Origin of the sequence: Amnibacterium sp., assembly GCF_051956055.1 — a bacterium.
Lineage (GTDB): Bacteria > Actinomycetota > Actinomycetes > Actinomycetales > Microbacteriaceae > Amnibacterium.
The window spans coordinates 1-14,931 of the sequence record NZ_JBQCGC010000018.1 but is presented as its reverse complement, the minus strand read 5'-3'; the positions used below and the strand labels follow the sequence as shown (position 1 = coordinate 14,931).

The following is a 14,931-nucleotide window of genomic DNA, read 5'->3' as shown; positions in this document are numbered from 1 at the left end:
GCGTCAGGCGAACATCGAGGGGTGGTGCAGCCGGATCGTGGCGGCGAGCCGCGTACCGAGGTACGCCTGACCCTCGACGGTCGGGTGGGCCGTGCTCGGATCGATGACCGCATCCGACTGCCCCTCCGGGATCCAGTGCGTCTTGAGCATCGAGACGTACTCGACACCGCTCGCCCTCGCCGCGGCCTCGAGCGTCGCGTCGAGGGCCCGCTGCCGGTCCGTGACGGGCTCCGGATCGGGGCCCGGGCCGAGCGCCAGCAGCTCGGCTGTCGGGAAGGCCCGACGGAGGGCCGCGTAGGTGGCGGAGGCGTTGGCGGTGATGTCCGCATCCGACTGCGAGCGGTCGTTGCTTCCGCCCTGCACCACGACGAGGCGGGCCGAGCCGCTGGCGGCCCGTGCGCGGTCGAGGTAGTTCTGGGTGTCGTCGGTATCGACGTAGCCGGTGCCGGAGACGGCATCGACGTCGATCGTCGTCCCGAGGATCGACGCAGCGACCTGCCCCAGCGCCTTCGCCGGATCCGCGTGCAGGCCGGCGGCCCACGAGTCCCCGAGCAGGTAGATGCCGCTCCTCGTCCTCGCAGCCGTCGCGGCAGCAGGACCAGATCCGGCGGCGAGTGCCATCGTGGCGCCGAAGGCCCCGAGCAGCGAGGCCCTCCGCGTCAGGCTCGGACCACGCGTCGACTGCTGCACGAGCATCCAGTGTCTGCGCGCGGCCGAAGCATCAGCCCGGTCTGGGCTCAGCGTTCCCTATGCCCCGGCCTCAGTGGAAGATGTTGACGGCGCGGGCGATGACGAGCGAGACCGTCAGCAGCGCGATCGCGCTCTGCAGGAGCATGAGCATCTTGGCCCACCGGCTGAGCGGCATCGTGTCCGTCGGGCTGAACGCGGTCGCGTTGGTGAAGCTGACGTAGAGGAAGTCGATGAACGTGGGCCTCCACGACGGCGGCGCGAGGGACGGGCTCGTCATCTGCGGGAAGAGGAAGTCGGGCGTCGCCGCTCGTCCTTCCGCCCTCGCAGCCGGCCCGCCTCCGGCCAGCTCCCAGTACCAGAGCGCGAAGGCGATGATGTTGGTCAGGTAGATGCCGGCGCCGCTCGCGAGCAGGGCGGGTGCGCCGCCCTGGATCGACCCGTGGATGAGGCCGCGGATGAGCAGCACGGCGCTGAAGCCGTTCGCGACGCTGATGACCGCGACGAGCAGCATGCTGCCCCGCCGCAGGATCGTCGCCTCGAGTCGATGCCGGAACGGATGCGCGATGAGCAGCGCGATCGCCAGCGCGGCTTCGATCGCCGGCAGCAGCCACGTCGGTCCGAGGGTGAGGTGGTCGGGCAGCGCGACCTGGACGAGCACGGCCACGAGCACGGCCAGGAGCGCAGCCCACCGTTGCTCCTCGTCCGGCGAGCGCCGCGCGGCTGAGGTCACGGCGTCCGCCCGCTGCGGCAGGTCGGCTCGCCGCAGCGCGGCACGCCGTGCGACGCCTGTGTCACTGGACCGCCTTCTCCGTCACGCAGCCGCCGGCTCACCGGTGAGTGGTGGAGAGCCCGGGAGTCGAACCCGGTGAAACGCCCCAGCAGGCGTGCTCCCCGTCCTCGAATGCTACGGCTCGACGGCCGGGCGTCGGGCCGTTCGACGGCGGGAACGGGCACAGGAGGCGCCACCTTCCAGGTCGCTGTCAGGCCTGGCCACGGCGCTCCATGCACCGACACGCGGTGCCCCTTCGGCATCGCGTGCATTCCCCCTGGGCGGGCGATCACAGGTGAGACGATCACCGCCGCTCCGGGGTGCGCCCGGGCGAGGAGAGGACGTGCCCCGATGATCTCGTGCCCACGATGCGGCGAGTCCGGCACCGTGCTGATCGAACGGGCACCGGTCGACGGGGCTGCTGCCCCCGCGGTGTCCAGGGACTGGGCCGCTCGGTGCGAAGGGTGCAGCGCGGCCTGGACCTTCTCGGACTAGCGCGGATCGAACGCCTGGCGACCCCTACCCGTCCGCTCCGGTGAGGTGGGCGAACACGACCGTGTTCGCGGAGTACTCGTGGGTGGTGGGGTTCCAGTCGCCGCCGCAGGTGATCAGCCGCAGCTCCGAATCCGGGGTGTTGCCGTACACCTCCAGCTGCGGGAAGTTCGCCTTGGGCTCGTTCTTGGTCCGGTCGACGACGAACTCCGCGGTCACGCCGTCCCGGAGGGTGACGGCCACCTTCGCGCCGGGCTTCACCTGCGCCAGCCGGTAGAAGACGGTCGGACCGGCCTTGTAGGTGGCCACGTGCCCGACGAACACGGCCGGGCCGATCTGGCCAGGGCTGGGAGAGCCGCGGTACCAGCCCGCGGGGTCGTGCTTGTCGTAGCCGGGCACCTGGATGGTGCCGTCCGGGTTCAGCCCGAGCTGACTGACCGCGGTGTCGAGCCCGATGCTCGGGATCCGGAGGCGCACCGGCACGGATCGGGCGAGGTGCTCCGGGGTCGGTGTCGACGTGGGTGTCGGTGCCGGGGTGGTCGGCGCCGAGGTCGGCGTCGCGGACGACACCGCCGGTGCGGCGAGGGCGGCGGTGCCCGGAGGAGCACCCTGCGGCCCGCGGAGTCCGAACCCGATCGCCGTGACGCCGGCGGCTGTGAGCAGCACCGCCGCACCGGTCATGATGCGGCTGGTGCGGCGGTGCTGGTTGGTCATGCGCTCAGTCCGCCTTCGAGAAGCGACGACGAGCGACGAGCGCGCCACCCGCGGCGAGCACGAGGCCCCCGCCGAGCGCGAGCATGCCGGTCTGGACCGGGGCGGGTCCACCACCGGTCGCGGCGCCGCCGGCCGGCATGGCCATCTGCGACGACACGAGCGCACCGCAGAGGGCCGGTGCGGTCGCGGCGAGCGGCAGCGACGAGGTCAGCGGGCTCTTCTCCTTCTGCGCCTTGGAGCTGAGCGTGCTCGGGTTCAGCCCGTGCACGACCACCACGCCGGTGTTCTTCGCGAGCGCCGCCTTCGTGGCGGCGTTCAGCGTGACCGTGCGCTGGTAGGTCCCGGAGGAGCCGGAGATGGCCGGCACCTTCACGTTCAGCGCCTGATCCGCACCGGTGCCGCCGCTCGAGCTGAGCGTGGTGCCGATGGTCCCGTAGTACCCCGCGGCCTCCGGGGTCGAGACGACGCCGTCACCGTTCTTGTCCGCGGAGGCGGGCGGGCAGGTGTGCTGGCCGCCGATGTGGATGTGCGCGACGTGCGGGAACGCACCTCCGTTGAACGTGCTCGCGAGGCCGCTCGCGTGCAACCGCACGGTCGCCTGGTCGCCGGTGACCTGGACGGTCACCGTGCCGGATGCGCCGCTGTGGTTCAGCGGGTTCAGCGTGGCCTGGTACGAGTCACCGCTCGACGCGAACGCCGGGGTGGACGCGAATGCCGCCAGTCCCAGCGCGAGTGCTGGGGCGATCAGCAGTGCCTTCTTCTTCATCGGGGATCCCTTCCCGTTGGACTGCACCTCTTCTTTGCAGAGATGCAAGTACCTGACCTTCGGAGCGCCTCCGCATCCGGGTTGGGATCGATCGCTGTTCCCAGTCCTCCCTCAGCCGCCGAACCACCAGCGGCCGACGGGCCTGCCCGGGTCGTCCCGCTGCGAACCCGCGCGTCGCAGCGTTCTGACCGCGAGGACGACCACGAGCGCGAACAGGGCCCAGGCGAGCGCGCGGCTGAGGAAGTCGGGAGTGCTCAAGCCGTAGATCAGCGCTCCGACGCCGACGACGACCTCGACGACGAAGCCGTAGAAGAGCCCTTCCCAGGGCGCGCCTCGCATGCGCGGGAGCGTACGCCGACACCTGTGGGACGGGCCGGGCAGACTGGTGCGATGACGTCGATGGGGATGATCTTCCAGCCCAGCTTCCCGCCCGAGCGCCTGCGGGCCGCCGCGGTCGACGCGGAGCGGGCCGGGCTCGACGAGCTCTGGGTCTTCGAGGACTGCTTCAAGGAGAGCGGGATCGCCGCACTGGTGGCGGCGCTCGCGGCCACCAGCAACCTGCGGATCGGCGTTGGCATCCTGCCGATGCCGCTGCGCAACGTCGCGATCACCGCCATGGAGATGGCGACGATCGAGCGCCTCTTCCCCGGCCGGTCGCGGTTCGGCGTCGGGCACGGCGTCCTCGACTGGATGGGCCAGGTCGGCGCGAGGGTCGCCTCCCCGCTCACCCTCATGCGCGAGTACGTGCCGGCCCTCCGCCGCCTGCTCGCCGGTGAGGAGGTCACGGCGGACGGACGCTACGTCCGGCTCGACCGGGTGCGCCTCGACTGGCCGCCGGAGGGGCGCGTCCCGGTGCTCGCGGCGGGCGAGGGTCCGAAGACGATCGCCCTGACCGGCGAGGTCGCGGACGGCACGGTGCTCACCACCGGGACGACGCCGGCGATGGTGCGGAGCGCGGTGGAGCGCATCGGCGCGTCCCGGGGCGCGGCGGGCCGCAGCGGCGCCCACGAGGTCGTGGTGTTCGTGAACGCCGAGTTCGGCCCCGGGGCCGAGGAACGCATGGAGGCGGAGTTCGACCTGTGGCACCTCGAGGGCGAGCGCCGGTTCGCGGCGATGGGAGACGAGGACGCCGTCGCACAGGTGGTTCGCGACTTCGCCGAAGCCGGCGCGACGACCGTGCTGCTGCAGTCCCGCTCGCACGAACCCGATCTGGCGGCCTGGACCGAGCAGGCCGGTCGGGTGGCGGCGCGCCTCCGGCAGCACGGGCGCCTGCCCGAGACCAGTCCCTGATCAGGGGGTGCACCCCAGTACGAGTGGCGCCCCGGACCGCCTGCCGCGTCGAGTGCACGGATCGTCGTGCGGAGGCGCATGCAAGGTCGCGTTCCCGCCCGATCGCCGGGAGAACTCACAGACGGGGCCGGGGCGTGGGGGCAGCGCTCATCCGGCAGCACGAATACCGTCGATGCATCAGGCACATGGCCGTTCCGCGCCGTGCCCCGCTCACCGCCAGAAGCCGAAGGAGAGCGACCGTGACCGCGACCACCCCGACCTCCACTGCCGGTAAGGCCTCCGCGTCCGGGCCGGCCCCCTACCGGGTCCTGCTGATCGGCGAGGTCCCTCTCGACGGCGTCGCCGCGCTGGCGGACGCCCTGGCCACCCGGACCGGGCACGGCGTCGACGTCGAGGCCCTGCCGGTCGCACCACCGCTCGACCGGGACCTGTCCCGGTACGACGCCGCCGTGCTCCTGCTCGAGCCGGAGCGCGACGACCGCTCGATCATCGATGAGGCCAGGCGGCTCGTCGACGAGCTGCGGCCCCGGCTGACGGTCGGATCCGCGACGGTGCTCGTGCTGCCTCCGGCATCGGCGCCCGCCCCCGAGCAGGACGAGGTCGCGCTCACGCTCCGCCGCGAGCTCGACCCGCTCATCCCCGTGGTCCGCCTGGAGGAGCCCCGCACGAGCGGAGGCTCCCGCTGGGCCGCCGCGATCGCCGGCGTCACAGCACCGAGCCTGATCGACCCGATGGTCCGATTCCTGCCCGACGACCACTTCGACGAGGACCTCCGGCTCGACGCCGTCGATGCCCTGCCTCCGCGGGACCGGCGCTGGGTCGCCGAGTTCCAGGCGATCGTGGAGGACGCCAAGCGGGCGTACGGCACCTCCTCGGCGGCCCTCAGCATCATCGACGCCGACTACGCCCGGTACGGCGTCACCGTCGGTTTCCCGCACAAGGTGATCCGCAGGGGCCAGACGATCTGCAACCGCGTCCTGCGCACCTACGGCGGCCTCATCGTCGGCGACGCGCAGCTGGACCTGCGCTTCCAGCGCAACCCTGACGTCAAGAGCGGCGACGTCCGCTTCTACGCGGGCTACCGGATCGAGGCCGAGAACGGGGCGCCGCTCGGCTCGCTCTGCGTCTTCGACCCGGCGCCGCGCGACGGGGTGGCGGAGGAGGACCTCGTCGCCCTCCGGGACCTCGCCGTCGCGGCGCAGGAGCGGATGTGGCGGTTCCGCAGCCCCGCCTCCTGAGCGGTCAGGGCAGCCGCAGGAGCGATTCCAGCAGCCGGTCCCCGAACCCCTCGGCGATCTCGAGCGGCACCGTGTGCCGCACATCGGGCTGCGCCGGGTAGCCGACGAACCGGCCGCGCAGGTCGACGAGCGTCTGCCCGCGACCGGGCCCGTCCGTCGTGTCCACCTCGACGGGCGCGACCGGGGCGAGGGTCGGCACGACGACGCCCAGCGCGATCGCCGCCGCGAGCGGATCGTGCAGCGCGCAGGAGGGACGGCCGAGGATCGGCGTGTAGTACTGGAAGTACACGTCGAGCATGGCCGCGAGCGCGGCGGGGGCGGCACCGCCGGCGGCCAGCTCGGTGCGGTGCGACTCCTCGAAGCGGGCGAGCATCGTGACGTCGAGACCCACCATGGTCACGGGCCACGCCGCGTCGAACACGGCCTGCGCGGCGATCGGGTCGTTCCAGATGTTCGCCTCGGCGACGGCGCTGACGTTGCCAGGAACGAGCGCCGCGCCGCCCATGATCACGACGTCGGCGACGAGCGACGGCAGCTCGGGCTCGAGCTCCAGTGCGAGCGCGAGGTTCGTGAGCGGACCGACGGCGAGCACGCGGAGGGTGCCGGGATGCTCGTGCGCGAGCCGCACCAGCATCGCCGCCGCCGACTCGGCCACCGGCTCGCCGACGTGCGGCAGCTCGACCTCGCCGATGCCGTTCGCGCCGTGGACGAACTCGGCACCGCCGCCGAACACCCCGCCGATCGGATCGTGCGCACCGACCGCGACCGGCACGTCGGGCCGTCCCATGAGCGCCATCAGATCGAGGGTGTTGCGCGCTCCGCCCGCCGCCGACAGGTTGCCGCTCACGCTGCCGATCCCCTTCAGGTCGGCCCCCTCGGCCACGAGCAGCCCGAGCGTCAACGCGTCGTCGATGCCCGTGTCGCAGTCGAAGTACCAGGGCGCGCCGCTCACGCGGCCGCAGCCAGGTACTCGTGCCACTCGGGCTGCGGGCGCTCGACCCCGCGCACCAGCCAGCTCGTGCCGTGCGGCATCTTCGGCGTCGTCCTCAACGTCCACCCCATCTCCGCGGGCGTCCTGTCGCCCTTCGTGTTGTTGCACGCGAGGCAGCAGGCGGCCAGGTTCTCCCAGCTGTCCGCACCGCCGCGCGAGCGGGGCAGCACGTGATCGATCGTCGTCGCACCCCTGCCGCAGTAGCAGCAGCGGAACTCGTCCCGCCGCAGCACTCCCCGCCGCGTGACCGGCACGCGTCGAAGGCCCGGCATCCGAACGTACCGGGTCAGGACGATGACGCTCGGCCGGTCCCAGGATCCGGAGGCCGCGAAGACCGGGTGACGCTCATCCGCCGAGACGACGGTCGCTTTCCCGTTCAGCACGAGCACGAGCGCGCGTTTGAAGGACACGACCGCGAGCGGCTCGTATCCGGCGTTCAGGACGAGGGTGCGCATGAGGGTTCCTCTCGAAACGGCCTGCACGGCTTGCAGGGGTTCGACGCGACTCGGGTCCGCGGCGGGAGCCGCGGGCTCCGGAACGCGCCCCGGGCGTGGTGCGCCCGGGGACGAAAAAGGGCGCCGCCCGACGGACGACACCCTGCTTCCCACGCTCCGCTGACGGTATGGCGTGCCGATGCTGATCGACGCTGCGGTGACGGGCCCCGAGCAGGACGACGGACGTGGACCGTCCGCACCTGCACTCGCCCATCACGCGATCCCTCCGTCGGAGTCTCGAGCGCCAGGCTAGGGGACGTCACCGACGTCGCGGCGCGCGCGACGGCAAGTGGAACGCGACCGTAACGGATCGTTCACCCGGCGCGAGGGGGCCGGAGGGGCTCAGATCCCGAAGCGCTCGAAGTGCACGGCGGTGGTCCACAGCTTCTGCACGCGCACCCGCGCACCCGGATACGGCGCGTGGAGGATCATTCCGTTGCCGGCGTAGAAGCCGTCGTGCGAGTCGTCGTTGAAGATCACCACGTCGCCCGGCTGGGCGTCCGCCTCAGAGATCGGTGTGCCGATCCCGTCCTGCATGCGGACCGAGTGCGGCAGGTTCACGCCGTACTGCGCGTAGACGAACATGATGAAGCCGGAGCAGTCGAAACCGCTCGGATCGGCCCCGCCGAAGACGTAGGGCACGCCCCGGTAGGTGAGCGCCGTGTTGAACACCGCGTTCAGGCTGAACGGCGGGTGCGCCGGATTCGAGACGTACGCCTTCAGGTAGTCGGCGGCGCTCGGGCCGGTGTACGAGGCGAACTCCGCCGCGTAGGCGCGCCGGAGCAGCGTCGCGGACGAGGTGGCCTGGAAGGTGTCGCGACCGAGCTTCGCGGAGACGACCTGGTCGCCCGCGGAGAAGGTCTGCTGCCCGGTCCTCGTCAGATGCCGCCCCGCCGCCGTCTCGCGCTGGACCGGGTTCACGGCGTAGGAGGGCAGGGCGATGGTGGCGACGAGCGCAGCCGCGAACGTCATCACGAGCGCCGAGAGCAGCACCTTCGAGGGCGCGCGCTTCGAGGCGGCCGGCGTCGTACGGTCGTGCACGGGCGGAGCGGCGCGGCGACCGCGCCGGGCGTCGGGCCGGACGTTCGAGCGTGCACCGGACGCACGATCGGTGGTCCGCGACCCGTCGAGACCAGCCGCTCCCCCCATGTGCACCCCCTGCGCAGTCCGCCCGGGGGCGCCGTGCCCCCGAAACCAGGACTCACGGTAACGAGCGGCTCACGATCCGCGCGGCGCGACGCGCGGGAACCTTCGACACGCGATCGAAGGAGGAGGTCAGCGCTGGACGAAGACGTGCACCGCGACCTCGGCGGGCACCTCGAGCGCCTCCTCGAAGCCGTCGACCTCGAGCCGCACCCCGGTGGGCGTCGCCGTCGCGATCGCGGAGGCACCCGGAACGACCCCGGTCGCCTTCAGCTCACCGAGCAGCTCCGGGTCGAACTGCGCCGGCTCCCCCAGCCGCCGGATCACCACGCGGACGGATCCGCTGCTGTCGCGCACGTGCGGCACGAGCGATACGACGCCGTCGAGGAATCGGACGGACGGCGACGCGCTGAGGTCGTCGAGCGGCGGGATCGGGTTGCCGTACGGGGACTCGGTCGGGTGGCCGAGCAGCTCGACGAGGCGCTCCTCCACCTGCTCGCTCATGACGTGCTCCCAGCGGCACGCCTCCTCGTGCACGTACTCCCAGTCGAGGCCGATCACGTCGCTGAGCAGCCGCTCGGCGAGCCGGTGCTTGCGGAGCACGTGGACCGCCTTCGTGCGGCCGGCCGTGGTCAGCTCGAGATGCCGGTCCCCTGACACCACCACCAGGCCGTCGCGCTCCATGCGGGCGATGGTCTGCGAGACCGTCGGCCCGGAGTGCCCGAGGCGCTCGGAGATGCGCGCCCGGAGCGGCACGATGGCCTCCTCCTCCAGGTCGAGAATGGTGCGCAGGTACATCTCGGTCGTGTCGACGAGATCCGTCACCGCTGCACTCCTCTCCCCGGCGGATCCTCAGTGTAGGGCGGGCCGGTGACGCCGCCGGTCCCCCGCCGACCGCCGCTCCAATAGGCTCTGATGCCTGTGACGGACCTGACGCAGACCCTCCGGATCCCGGCCTCGCTGCTCCCCGCCGACGGGCGCTTCGGGTGCGGCCCTTCGCGGGTCCGCCAGGCGCAGGTCGACGACCTCGTGGCCGCCTCCCGCACCCTGCTCGGCACCTCGCACCGGCAGCGCCCGGTGAAGGCGCTGGTGGGCTCGGTGCGCGAGCAGGTGGCCGCGCTCCTCGGGGCCCCGGAGGGCTACGAGGTGCTGCTGGGCAACGGCGGATCGACCGCGTTCTGGGACGCGGCCGCGTTCGGGCTGATCGAGCACCGCAGCGCGCACGGATCGTGGGGCGAGTTCGGCGCCAAGTTCGCGAAGGCCGCCCGGACGCCCTGGCTCGCCGCACCCGCCGTGACGGAGGCCGCTGCGGGCACGCGCGGCGCGCTCGAGGTCGTCGACGACGTCGACGTCTACGCGTGGCCGCACAACGAGACGTCCACCGGGGTCGCCGCGCCGGTGACGCGGATCGACGCCCCCGGCGCACTCACGGTCGTCGACGCGACGAGCGCGGCGGGTGGCATCGCCTTCGACGCCGCCCAGGCGGACGTCTACTACTTCGCACCGCAGAAGAACCTCGGCTCGGACGGCGGCCTCTGGCTCGCGCTCGCGTCCCCGGCCGCGATCGAGCGCATCGAGCGCATCGCCGCGTCCGGCCGGTACATCCCCGAGTTCCTCTCCCTGCAGGCCGCCGTCGACAACTCGCGGCTGGATCAGACCCTCAACACCCCCGCGCTCGCGACGCTCGTGCTGCTCGAGTCGCAGCTGCGCTGGATGCAGGAGCAGGGCGGGCTCGCCTGGACGTCGGCGCGCGCCGCCACCTCGTCCTCCCTGCTCTACGACTGGGCGGAGCGCGTCGACTACGCCGCCCCGTTCGTGGCCCGCCGCGAGGACCGCTCCCCGGTCGTCGTCACCATCGACTTCGACGGCGTCGACGCGGCGGTCGTCGCGGCGACGCTGCGGGCCAACGGTGTCGTCGACACGGAGCCGTACCGCAAGCTCGGCCGCAACCAGCTGCGCATCGGCACCTTCGCGTCGGTCGACCCGTCGGACGTGGAGGCGCTGATCGCCTGCATCGAGCACGTCGTGGCGCACCTGGCCTGAGCCGCCCCCGGCCGGCTCAGAGCGAGCGGTCCTCCTCGGCGGGACGCGGCGCGCGCTCGTCGTCGGCCGCATCGGGCTCATCCGCCCCGTCGACGCCCTCACCCTGCAGTTCGGCGTCGTCGAGCTCGTCGAGGTCGTCGTCGACGGCCAGGTCGTCCTCGTCCAGCTCGCCCTCGTCCAGCTCGCCCTCGTCCTCCTCCGACTCCTCGTCGGCGGCCTCCCCCGGGTGCTGCTCGTCGGGGTGCTGGCGACGCCAGTCGGCGAGGCGCTCCGCCCAGGGCACCCACGGCGGAGCGAGCAGCGAGCCCTCGCCCGGCAGCAGCTCGACCTCGAGCACGGTCGGCCGGGTGTCGGGGAGGTCGGAGGTCGACACCGTCCAGTGCCAGTCGGCGTAGGCCGGCAGCCGGCACGCGAACCGCAGGTCGATGACGCCCGGCTCCACCTCCTCCGCGTCGAGGAGGTCGCCGACGTCAGCAGGGTCGGTGACCTCGGCGAGCGCCGCGAGCGCCAGCGCCGTGCGCTCCTCCACCGTCATCGGCACGATCAGGAGTCGAAGTCGTCGGCGACGCGGCGCAGCAACGAGGCGATGCGGCGACCGTGCGTGCTGTCCGGGTAGCGCCCGCGCCGCAGGTTCGCGCCCTCGCGGTCGAGCAGCTTGATCAGGTCCTCGATGCGCGCGGCCATGTCCTCGGCGGACGGGCGCGACATGCGCTGCAGGCTCGGCGGGTTCTCGAGCACGCGCACCGACAGCGCCTGCGTCCCGCGCTTGCCCGCAGCGACGCCGAACTCCAGCTTGGTGCCGGCCTTCACGACCGCGCCCGCCGGCAGCGCCGAGGCGTGGAGGAAGACCTCCTCACCGTCGTCCGAGGTGATGAAGCCGAACCCCTTGCTGTCGTCGTAGAACTTGACTCTGCCGGTGGGCATGCTGACCTCGTGAGAACTGGGGGCTGCGGGCGTGGGCCGGATTCGGCCGCCCCATCCTAAACGGCGGCGGCGGGGAGCGCTGCAGGGCCGGTAGGCTCCGTCTCGTGGCGGATCCGGAGCGCGGGTTGCCGCGCGCCCAGCGCGTGCTGGCGGCCCTGGCCTTCACGCTGATCGGCGTGTCGGCGCTCGACGTGATCGCGCTCCTCGTGCTGCACGCCTCCGGCGTCGCCGCGACCGCGTTCGACTCCGGCGGCCTGCTCGTGCTGCAGCTCGTCCCCCTGCCCGGCCTCACCCTCGGGCTGCTGGCCGTCATCGCGCTCTTCGTCGTGCTGGCCGTTCGGAGGTCGCGCGAACAGGGCGCTCAGCGCGGTCCTCACTGATCCTCGCCGGGCCCTGCCGAAGCACACGACGAAGGTTCAGGAACTGGTCAGGGACCGCGCAGATACTGAGCGCATGGCCTCCGAGCAACCGCGCATCCTCATCGTCGACGACGAGCCGAACATCAGGGACCTCCTCACCACCAGCCTGCGCTTCGCGGGGTTCGCGGTGCGTGCCGTCAGCAACGGCGCGCAGGCGATCTCGGCGGTGCTCGAGGAGGAGCCCGACCTGATCATCCTCGACGTCATGCTCCCCGACATGAACGGGTTCGGCGTCACCAAGCGCCTCCGTGCCTCCGGGTACACCTCACCGATCCTCTTCCTCACGGCGAAGGACGACACCGAGGACAAGATCACCGGCCTCACGGTCGGCGGCGACGACTACGTCACGAAGCCGTTCAGCCTCGACGAGATCGTCGCGCGCATCAAGGCGATCCTGCGCCGCACGATGCACGCCGAGGAGGACGCGGTGATCCGCGCCGGCGAGCTGACGATGGACCAGGACACGCACGAGGTCACCGTCGGGTCCGAGGCGATCGAGCTCTCCCCCACCGAGTTCAAGCTGCTGCGCTACCTCATGCTCAACCCGAACCGGGTGCTGTCGAAGGCGCAGATCCTCGACCACGTGTGGGAGTACGACTTCAACGGCGACGCCGGCATCGTGGAGTCGTATATCTCGTACCTGCGGCGCAAGCTCGACGCCCACTCGGCCGAGCCGATCATCCAGACCAAGCGCGGGTTCGGCTACATGCTGAAGGCGGCGAAGGTCTGAGCCGCACGCGAGGGCGGCGCGCTCGGCGCACTCACCGTCCCCGTCGCCCAGAATGACCGGCACCATGCGAGCGACAGTCGGGGAGTGGTGGAACGGGATCTCGCTGCGCGCGAAGATCACCGGCGTCACGGTCCTCGTGCTCACGCTGGGGCTCGTCGTCTCCGGCTTCGGCGTGGTGACCGTGCTCCGCAACTACCTGATCGCGGACACCGACCAGCAGATCGTTCAGACGCTCGGCACGGTGACGCCCACCACGGCGTCAACGGACGAGGACTCGGCGGCCACCCAGTTCGTCTTCGCCCACCTCAGGTCGGACGGCACGGTCATCCAGACGAACCCGCTCTGGAAGGAGTTCGCCCCCGACCTGCCCTCGATCACGGCGGCGAACGTCCGGAAGTTCGAGGCCCCATTCACGGTCAAGAAGGGCAACGCGGCGGCGTTCCGGGTGGCTGCGAAGACCCTCGGCGACGGCACGATCGCGGTCCTCGGCACCCCGTTGCGATCGATCAACGAGCTGATCGCGCAGCTGTTCACGCTGTTCTTCGTGTTCGGCTTGGGGGTGGTCGTCGTGGGCGGCGTCCTCACCCGCATCCTCGTCGGATCGACCTTCACGCCGCTCAAACAGGTCGAGCGGACCGCTGCCGCGATCGCGGACGGCGACTTCGGGCAGCGGCTCGGGTACACGACGCCCAACACGGAGGTCGGGCGGCTCAACCGGTCGCTCAACCGGATGCTGAACCGGATCGACGGCGCGCTGGCCGATCGCGCGCGGACGATCGATCAGATGCGGCGCTTCGTCGGCGATGCGAGTCACGAGCTGCGCACGCCGCTCGTCTCCGTCCGCGGCTACGCGGAGCTGTACCGGATGGGCGCGCTGCAGTCCCGCGAGGACGTGGCGCAGGCGATGGACCGCATCGAACGGGAGGCGGTCCGGCTCGGCGCCCTCGTCTCGGACCTGCTCGCCCTCGCGCGGCTGGACGAGGCGCGCGAGCTCAAGCGCACCGTCGTCGAGTTGCTGCCGCTCGCGCACGACGCCGCACTCGACGCCCGGGCGTTCGCGCCGAGCCGACCGATCCGCGTGATCGGGCACGATCCCGAGCAGGCCACCGGGACGGTGGAGATCCTGCGCCCGGTCACCGACGAGGCCAGCGACGAGACCCCCGCCACGACCACGACCTCGACCCGGCTCTTCCGGCGCGGGGTGAGTCCCGACGCCGCCAGCGTCACCGGGTCGCTGCGCCTCGCCTCAGCGCGCCTCCTGCGGGCGCGCAGGCGTGCCCGCGACGGCGCCGTCGACGAGGCGCCGGCGCCGCTCATCACCGGGACCGCGAAGCCCGTCGTGCTCGCGGAGGAGGACAAGCTGCGACAGGTGCTCGCGAACCTGATCGGGAACGCCATCCGATTCACCCCCGACGGCACCCCGATCGAGATCGCGACGTACGGCGACAAGGACCGCGGCGTCGCGGTGCTCGAGATCATCGACCACGGGGACGGGATCCCGCCGCAGGTGCGGGAGAAGATCTTCCAGCGGTTCTGGCGGGCCGACTCGTCCCGCACCAGGGACACGGGCGGCAGCGGGCTGGGTCTCGCGATCGTCGCCGCGATCGTCTCCGCGCATCAGGGGACGATCGGGATCTCGGAGACCGCGGGGGGCGGGGCGACGTTCCGAGTCGCGCTTCCGCTCCTCCCCAGCGACGAGAACGAGGCCGAGCCCGAGCAGGCCACCTCGACCGCCGGCGGGAACGAGCCCGCCTCCTAGCGTGACGCCTCCACCCGTCCCGACCGGGACCGAACAGGAGGCCACCATGACCCGATTCACCGTCGACAGCGACGCCGTCGACTCCGCCGCCGGGGCGATCACCGCCACCGTCTCGCGACTGCAGGGCGACGTCGCCGCCCTCCACGGCCAGCTCGACGCGCTCCAGGGGGTCTGGACCGGTGCTGCAGCGATCGCCTTCCAGGGCGTCGTGCAGCAGTGGCGTTCGACGCAGACGAGCGTCGAGCAGGTGCTGGCCTCGATCGACCGGGCACTCCGGGTGGCGGGCCAGCAGTACGTGGAGACGGAGCTCGCGAACGCGCGCCTCTTCGGGTGAGCGGAGCCGTCCCCGGGCCGGCGGATGCAGAAGGGGCGCCCCACCCCACCGGGGGGTGGGGGCCGCACCGCCAGCTAAGGCGGGGGAAAAAATAAAAACCCCCCCCCCCCGCGGGGGCCGCCCCCCCCCCGGGGG

General features: G+C 72.2%; 18 protein-coding genes. 7 read left to right on the top strand and 11 right to left on the bottom strand.

Translation table 11 applies throughout. The features are described 5' to 3' along the window. Window positions 1-3: 3 nt before the first annotated feature. The 5 genes from ACTHLI_RS02810 to ACTHLI_RS02790 all read right to left on the bottom strand — a co-directional run bounded on the left by ACTHLI_RS02810 (window position 4) and on the right by ACTHLI_RS02790 (window position 3,770). Entirely contained in the window at window positions 4-690 is a 687-nt protein-coding gene (locus tag ACTHLI_RS02810) for an SGNH/GDSL hydrolase family protein (RefSeq protein WP_440181331.1), read from the bottom strand. Between the two features lie 70 nt (window positions 691-760). Next, the gene (locus ACTHLI_RS02805) at window positions 761-1,420 is read right to left on the bottom strand and encodes a hypothetical protein (RefSeq protein WP_440181330.1); all 660 of its coding nucleotides are present in this window, start codon (window positions 1,418-1,420) and stop codon (window positions 761-763) included. A gap of 558 nt (window positions 1,421-1,978) precedes the next feature. Next, a complete protein-coding gene (locus ACTHLI_RS02800) occupies window positions 1,979-2,665 on the bottom strand; it encodes a class F sortase (protein ID WP_440181329.1) in 687 nt (228 codons plus the stop codon). 4 nt (window positions 2,666-2,669) lie between these two features. After that, on the bottom strand, window positions 2,670-3,431 hold the full coding sequence (locus ACTHLI_RS02795; RefSeq protein ID WP_440181327.1) for a hypothetical protein: 762 nt from the start codon (window positions 3,429-3,431) through the stop codon (window positions 2,670-2,672). A gap of 111 nt (window positions 3,432-3,542) precedes the next feature. Further along, window positions 3,543-3,770 (bottom strand): hypothetical protein, encoded by a 228-nt coding sequence (locus tag ACTHLI_RS02790; protein WP_440181325.1) that lies wholly within the window; start codon window positions 3,768-3,770, stop codon window positions 3,543-3,545. A gap of 51 nt (window positions 3,771-3,821) precedes the next feature. On the opposite strand from ACTHLI_RS02790, the gene ACTHLI_RS02785 reads away from it, so the two are divergent. After that, window positions 3,822-4,721: an LLM class flavin-dependent oxidoreductase gene (locus ACTHLI_RS02785; protein WP_440181324.1), complete on the top strand. Its 900-nt coding sequence runs from the start codon at window positions 3,822-3,824 to the stop codon at window positions 4,719-4,721. A 239-nt stretch (window positions 4,722-4,960) separates the two neighbouring features. Continuing rightward, the gene (locus tag ACTHLI_RS02780) at window positions 4,961-5,959 is read left to right on the top strand and encodes a GAF domain-containing protein (protein ID WP_440181322.1); all 999 of its coding nucleotides are present in this window, start codon (window positions 4,961-4,963) and stop codon (window positions 5,957-5,959) included. Between the two features lie 4 nt (window positions 5,960-5,963). Here ACTHLI_RS02780 and ACTHLI_RS02775 read toward each other — a convergent pair whose 3' ends face one another. The 4 genes from ACTHLI_RS02775 to ACTHLI_RS02760 all read right to left on the bottom strand — a co-directional run bounded on the left by ACTHLI_RS02775 (window position 5,964) and on the right by ACTHLI_RS02760 (window position 9,412). Next, a complete protein-coding gene (locus ACTHLI_RS02775) occupies window positions 5,964-6,911 on the bottom strand; it encodes a nucleoside hydrolase (RefSeq protein ID WP_440181320.1) in 948 nt (315 codons plus the stop codon). Further along, window positions 6,908-7,405, bottom strand: a complete 498-nt coding sequence (locus ACTHLI_RS02770; RefSeq protein ID WP_440181318.1) for an HNH endonuclease — start codon at window positions 7,403-7,405, stop codon at window positions 6,908-6,910. The genes ACTHLI_RS02775 and ACTHLI_RS02770 overlap by 4 nt, the downstream gene beginning before the upstream one ends. A 381-nt stretch (window positions 7,406-7,786) precedes the next feature. Continuing rightward, a complete protein-coding gene (locus tag ACTHLI_RS02765) occupies window positions 7,787-8,485 on the bottom strand; it encodes a C40 family peptidase (protein WP_440181316.1) in 699 nt (232 codons plus the stop codon). Between the two features lie 234 nt (window positions 8,486-8,719). Next, on the bottom strand, window positions 8,720-9,412 hold the full coding sequence (locus ACTHLI_RS02760) for a metal-dependent transcriptional regulator (RefSeq protein WP_440181315.1): 693 nt from the start codon (window positions 9,410-9,412) through the stop codon (window positions 8,720-8,722). 90 nt (window positions 9,413-9,502) lie between these two features. On the opposite strand from ACTHLI_RS02760, the gene serC reads away from it, so the two are divergent. Further along, window positions 9,503-10,630, top strand: a complete 1,128-nt coding sequence (serC, locus tag ACTHLI_RS02755; protein WP_440181313.1) for a phosphoserine transaminase — start codon at window positions 9,503-9,505, stop codon at window positions 10,628-10,630. 16 nt (window positions 10,631-10,646) lie between these two features. On the opposite strand, the gene ACTHLI_RS02750 is transcribed toward serC, so the two are convergent. Next, window positions 10,647-11,165, bottom strand: coding sequence for a DUF3027 domain-containing protein (locus ACTHLI_RS02750; protein ID WP_440181332.1), 519 nt, complete (start codon window positions 11,163-11,165; stop codon window positions 10,647-10,649). 8 nt (window positions 11,166-11,173) lie between these two features. Continuing rightward, on the bottom strand, window positions 11,174-11,554 hold the full coding sequence (locus ACTHLI_RS02745; RefSeq protein WP_440181312.1) for a cold-shock protein: 381 nt from the start codon (window positions 11,552-11,554) through the stop codon (window positions 11,174-11,176). Between the two features lie 104 nt (window positions 11,555-11,658). Between ACTHLI_RS02745 and ACTHLI_RS02740 the strand changes: the two genes are divergently transcribed. From ACTHLI_RS02740 to ACTHLI_RS02725, 4 genes are all read left to right on the top strand, one after another. Then, window positions 11,659-11,934, top strand: coding sequence for a hypothetical protein (locus tag ACTHLI_RS02740; RefSeq protein ID WP_440181311.1), 276 nt, complete (start codon window positions 11,659-11,661; stop codon window positions 11,932-11,934). A gap of 73 nt (window positions 11,935-12,007) precedes the next feature. Then, window positions 12,008-12,703, top strand: coding sequence for a response regulator transcription factor (locus tag ACTHLI_RS02735; RefSeq protein WP_119480874.1), 696 nt, complete (start codon window positions 12,008-12,010; stop codon window positions 12,701-12,703). Window positions 12,704-12,767: 64 nt separating this feature from the next. Next, a complete protein-coding gene (locus ACTHLI_RS02730; RefSeq protein ID WP_440181310.1) occupies window positions 12,768-14,462 on the top strand; it encodes a sensor histidine kinase in 1,695 nt (564 codons plus the stop codon). 46 nt (window positions 14,463-14,508) lie between these two features. Then, window positions 14,509-14,796, top strand: coding sequence for a WXG100 family type VII secretion target (locus ACTHLI_RS02725; protein WP_440181309.1), 288 nt, complete (start codon window positions 14,509-14,511; stop codon window positions 14,794-14,796). Window positions 14,797-14,931: the final 135 nt, after the last annotated feature.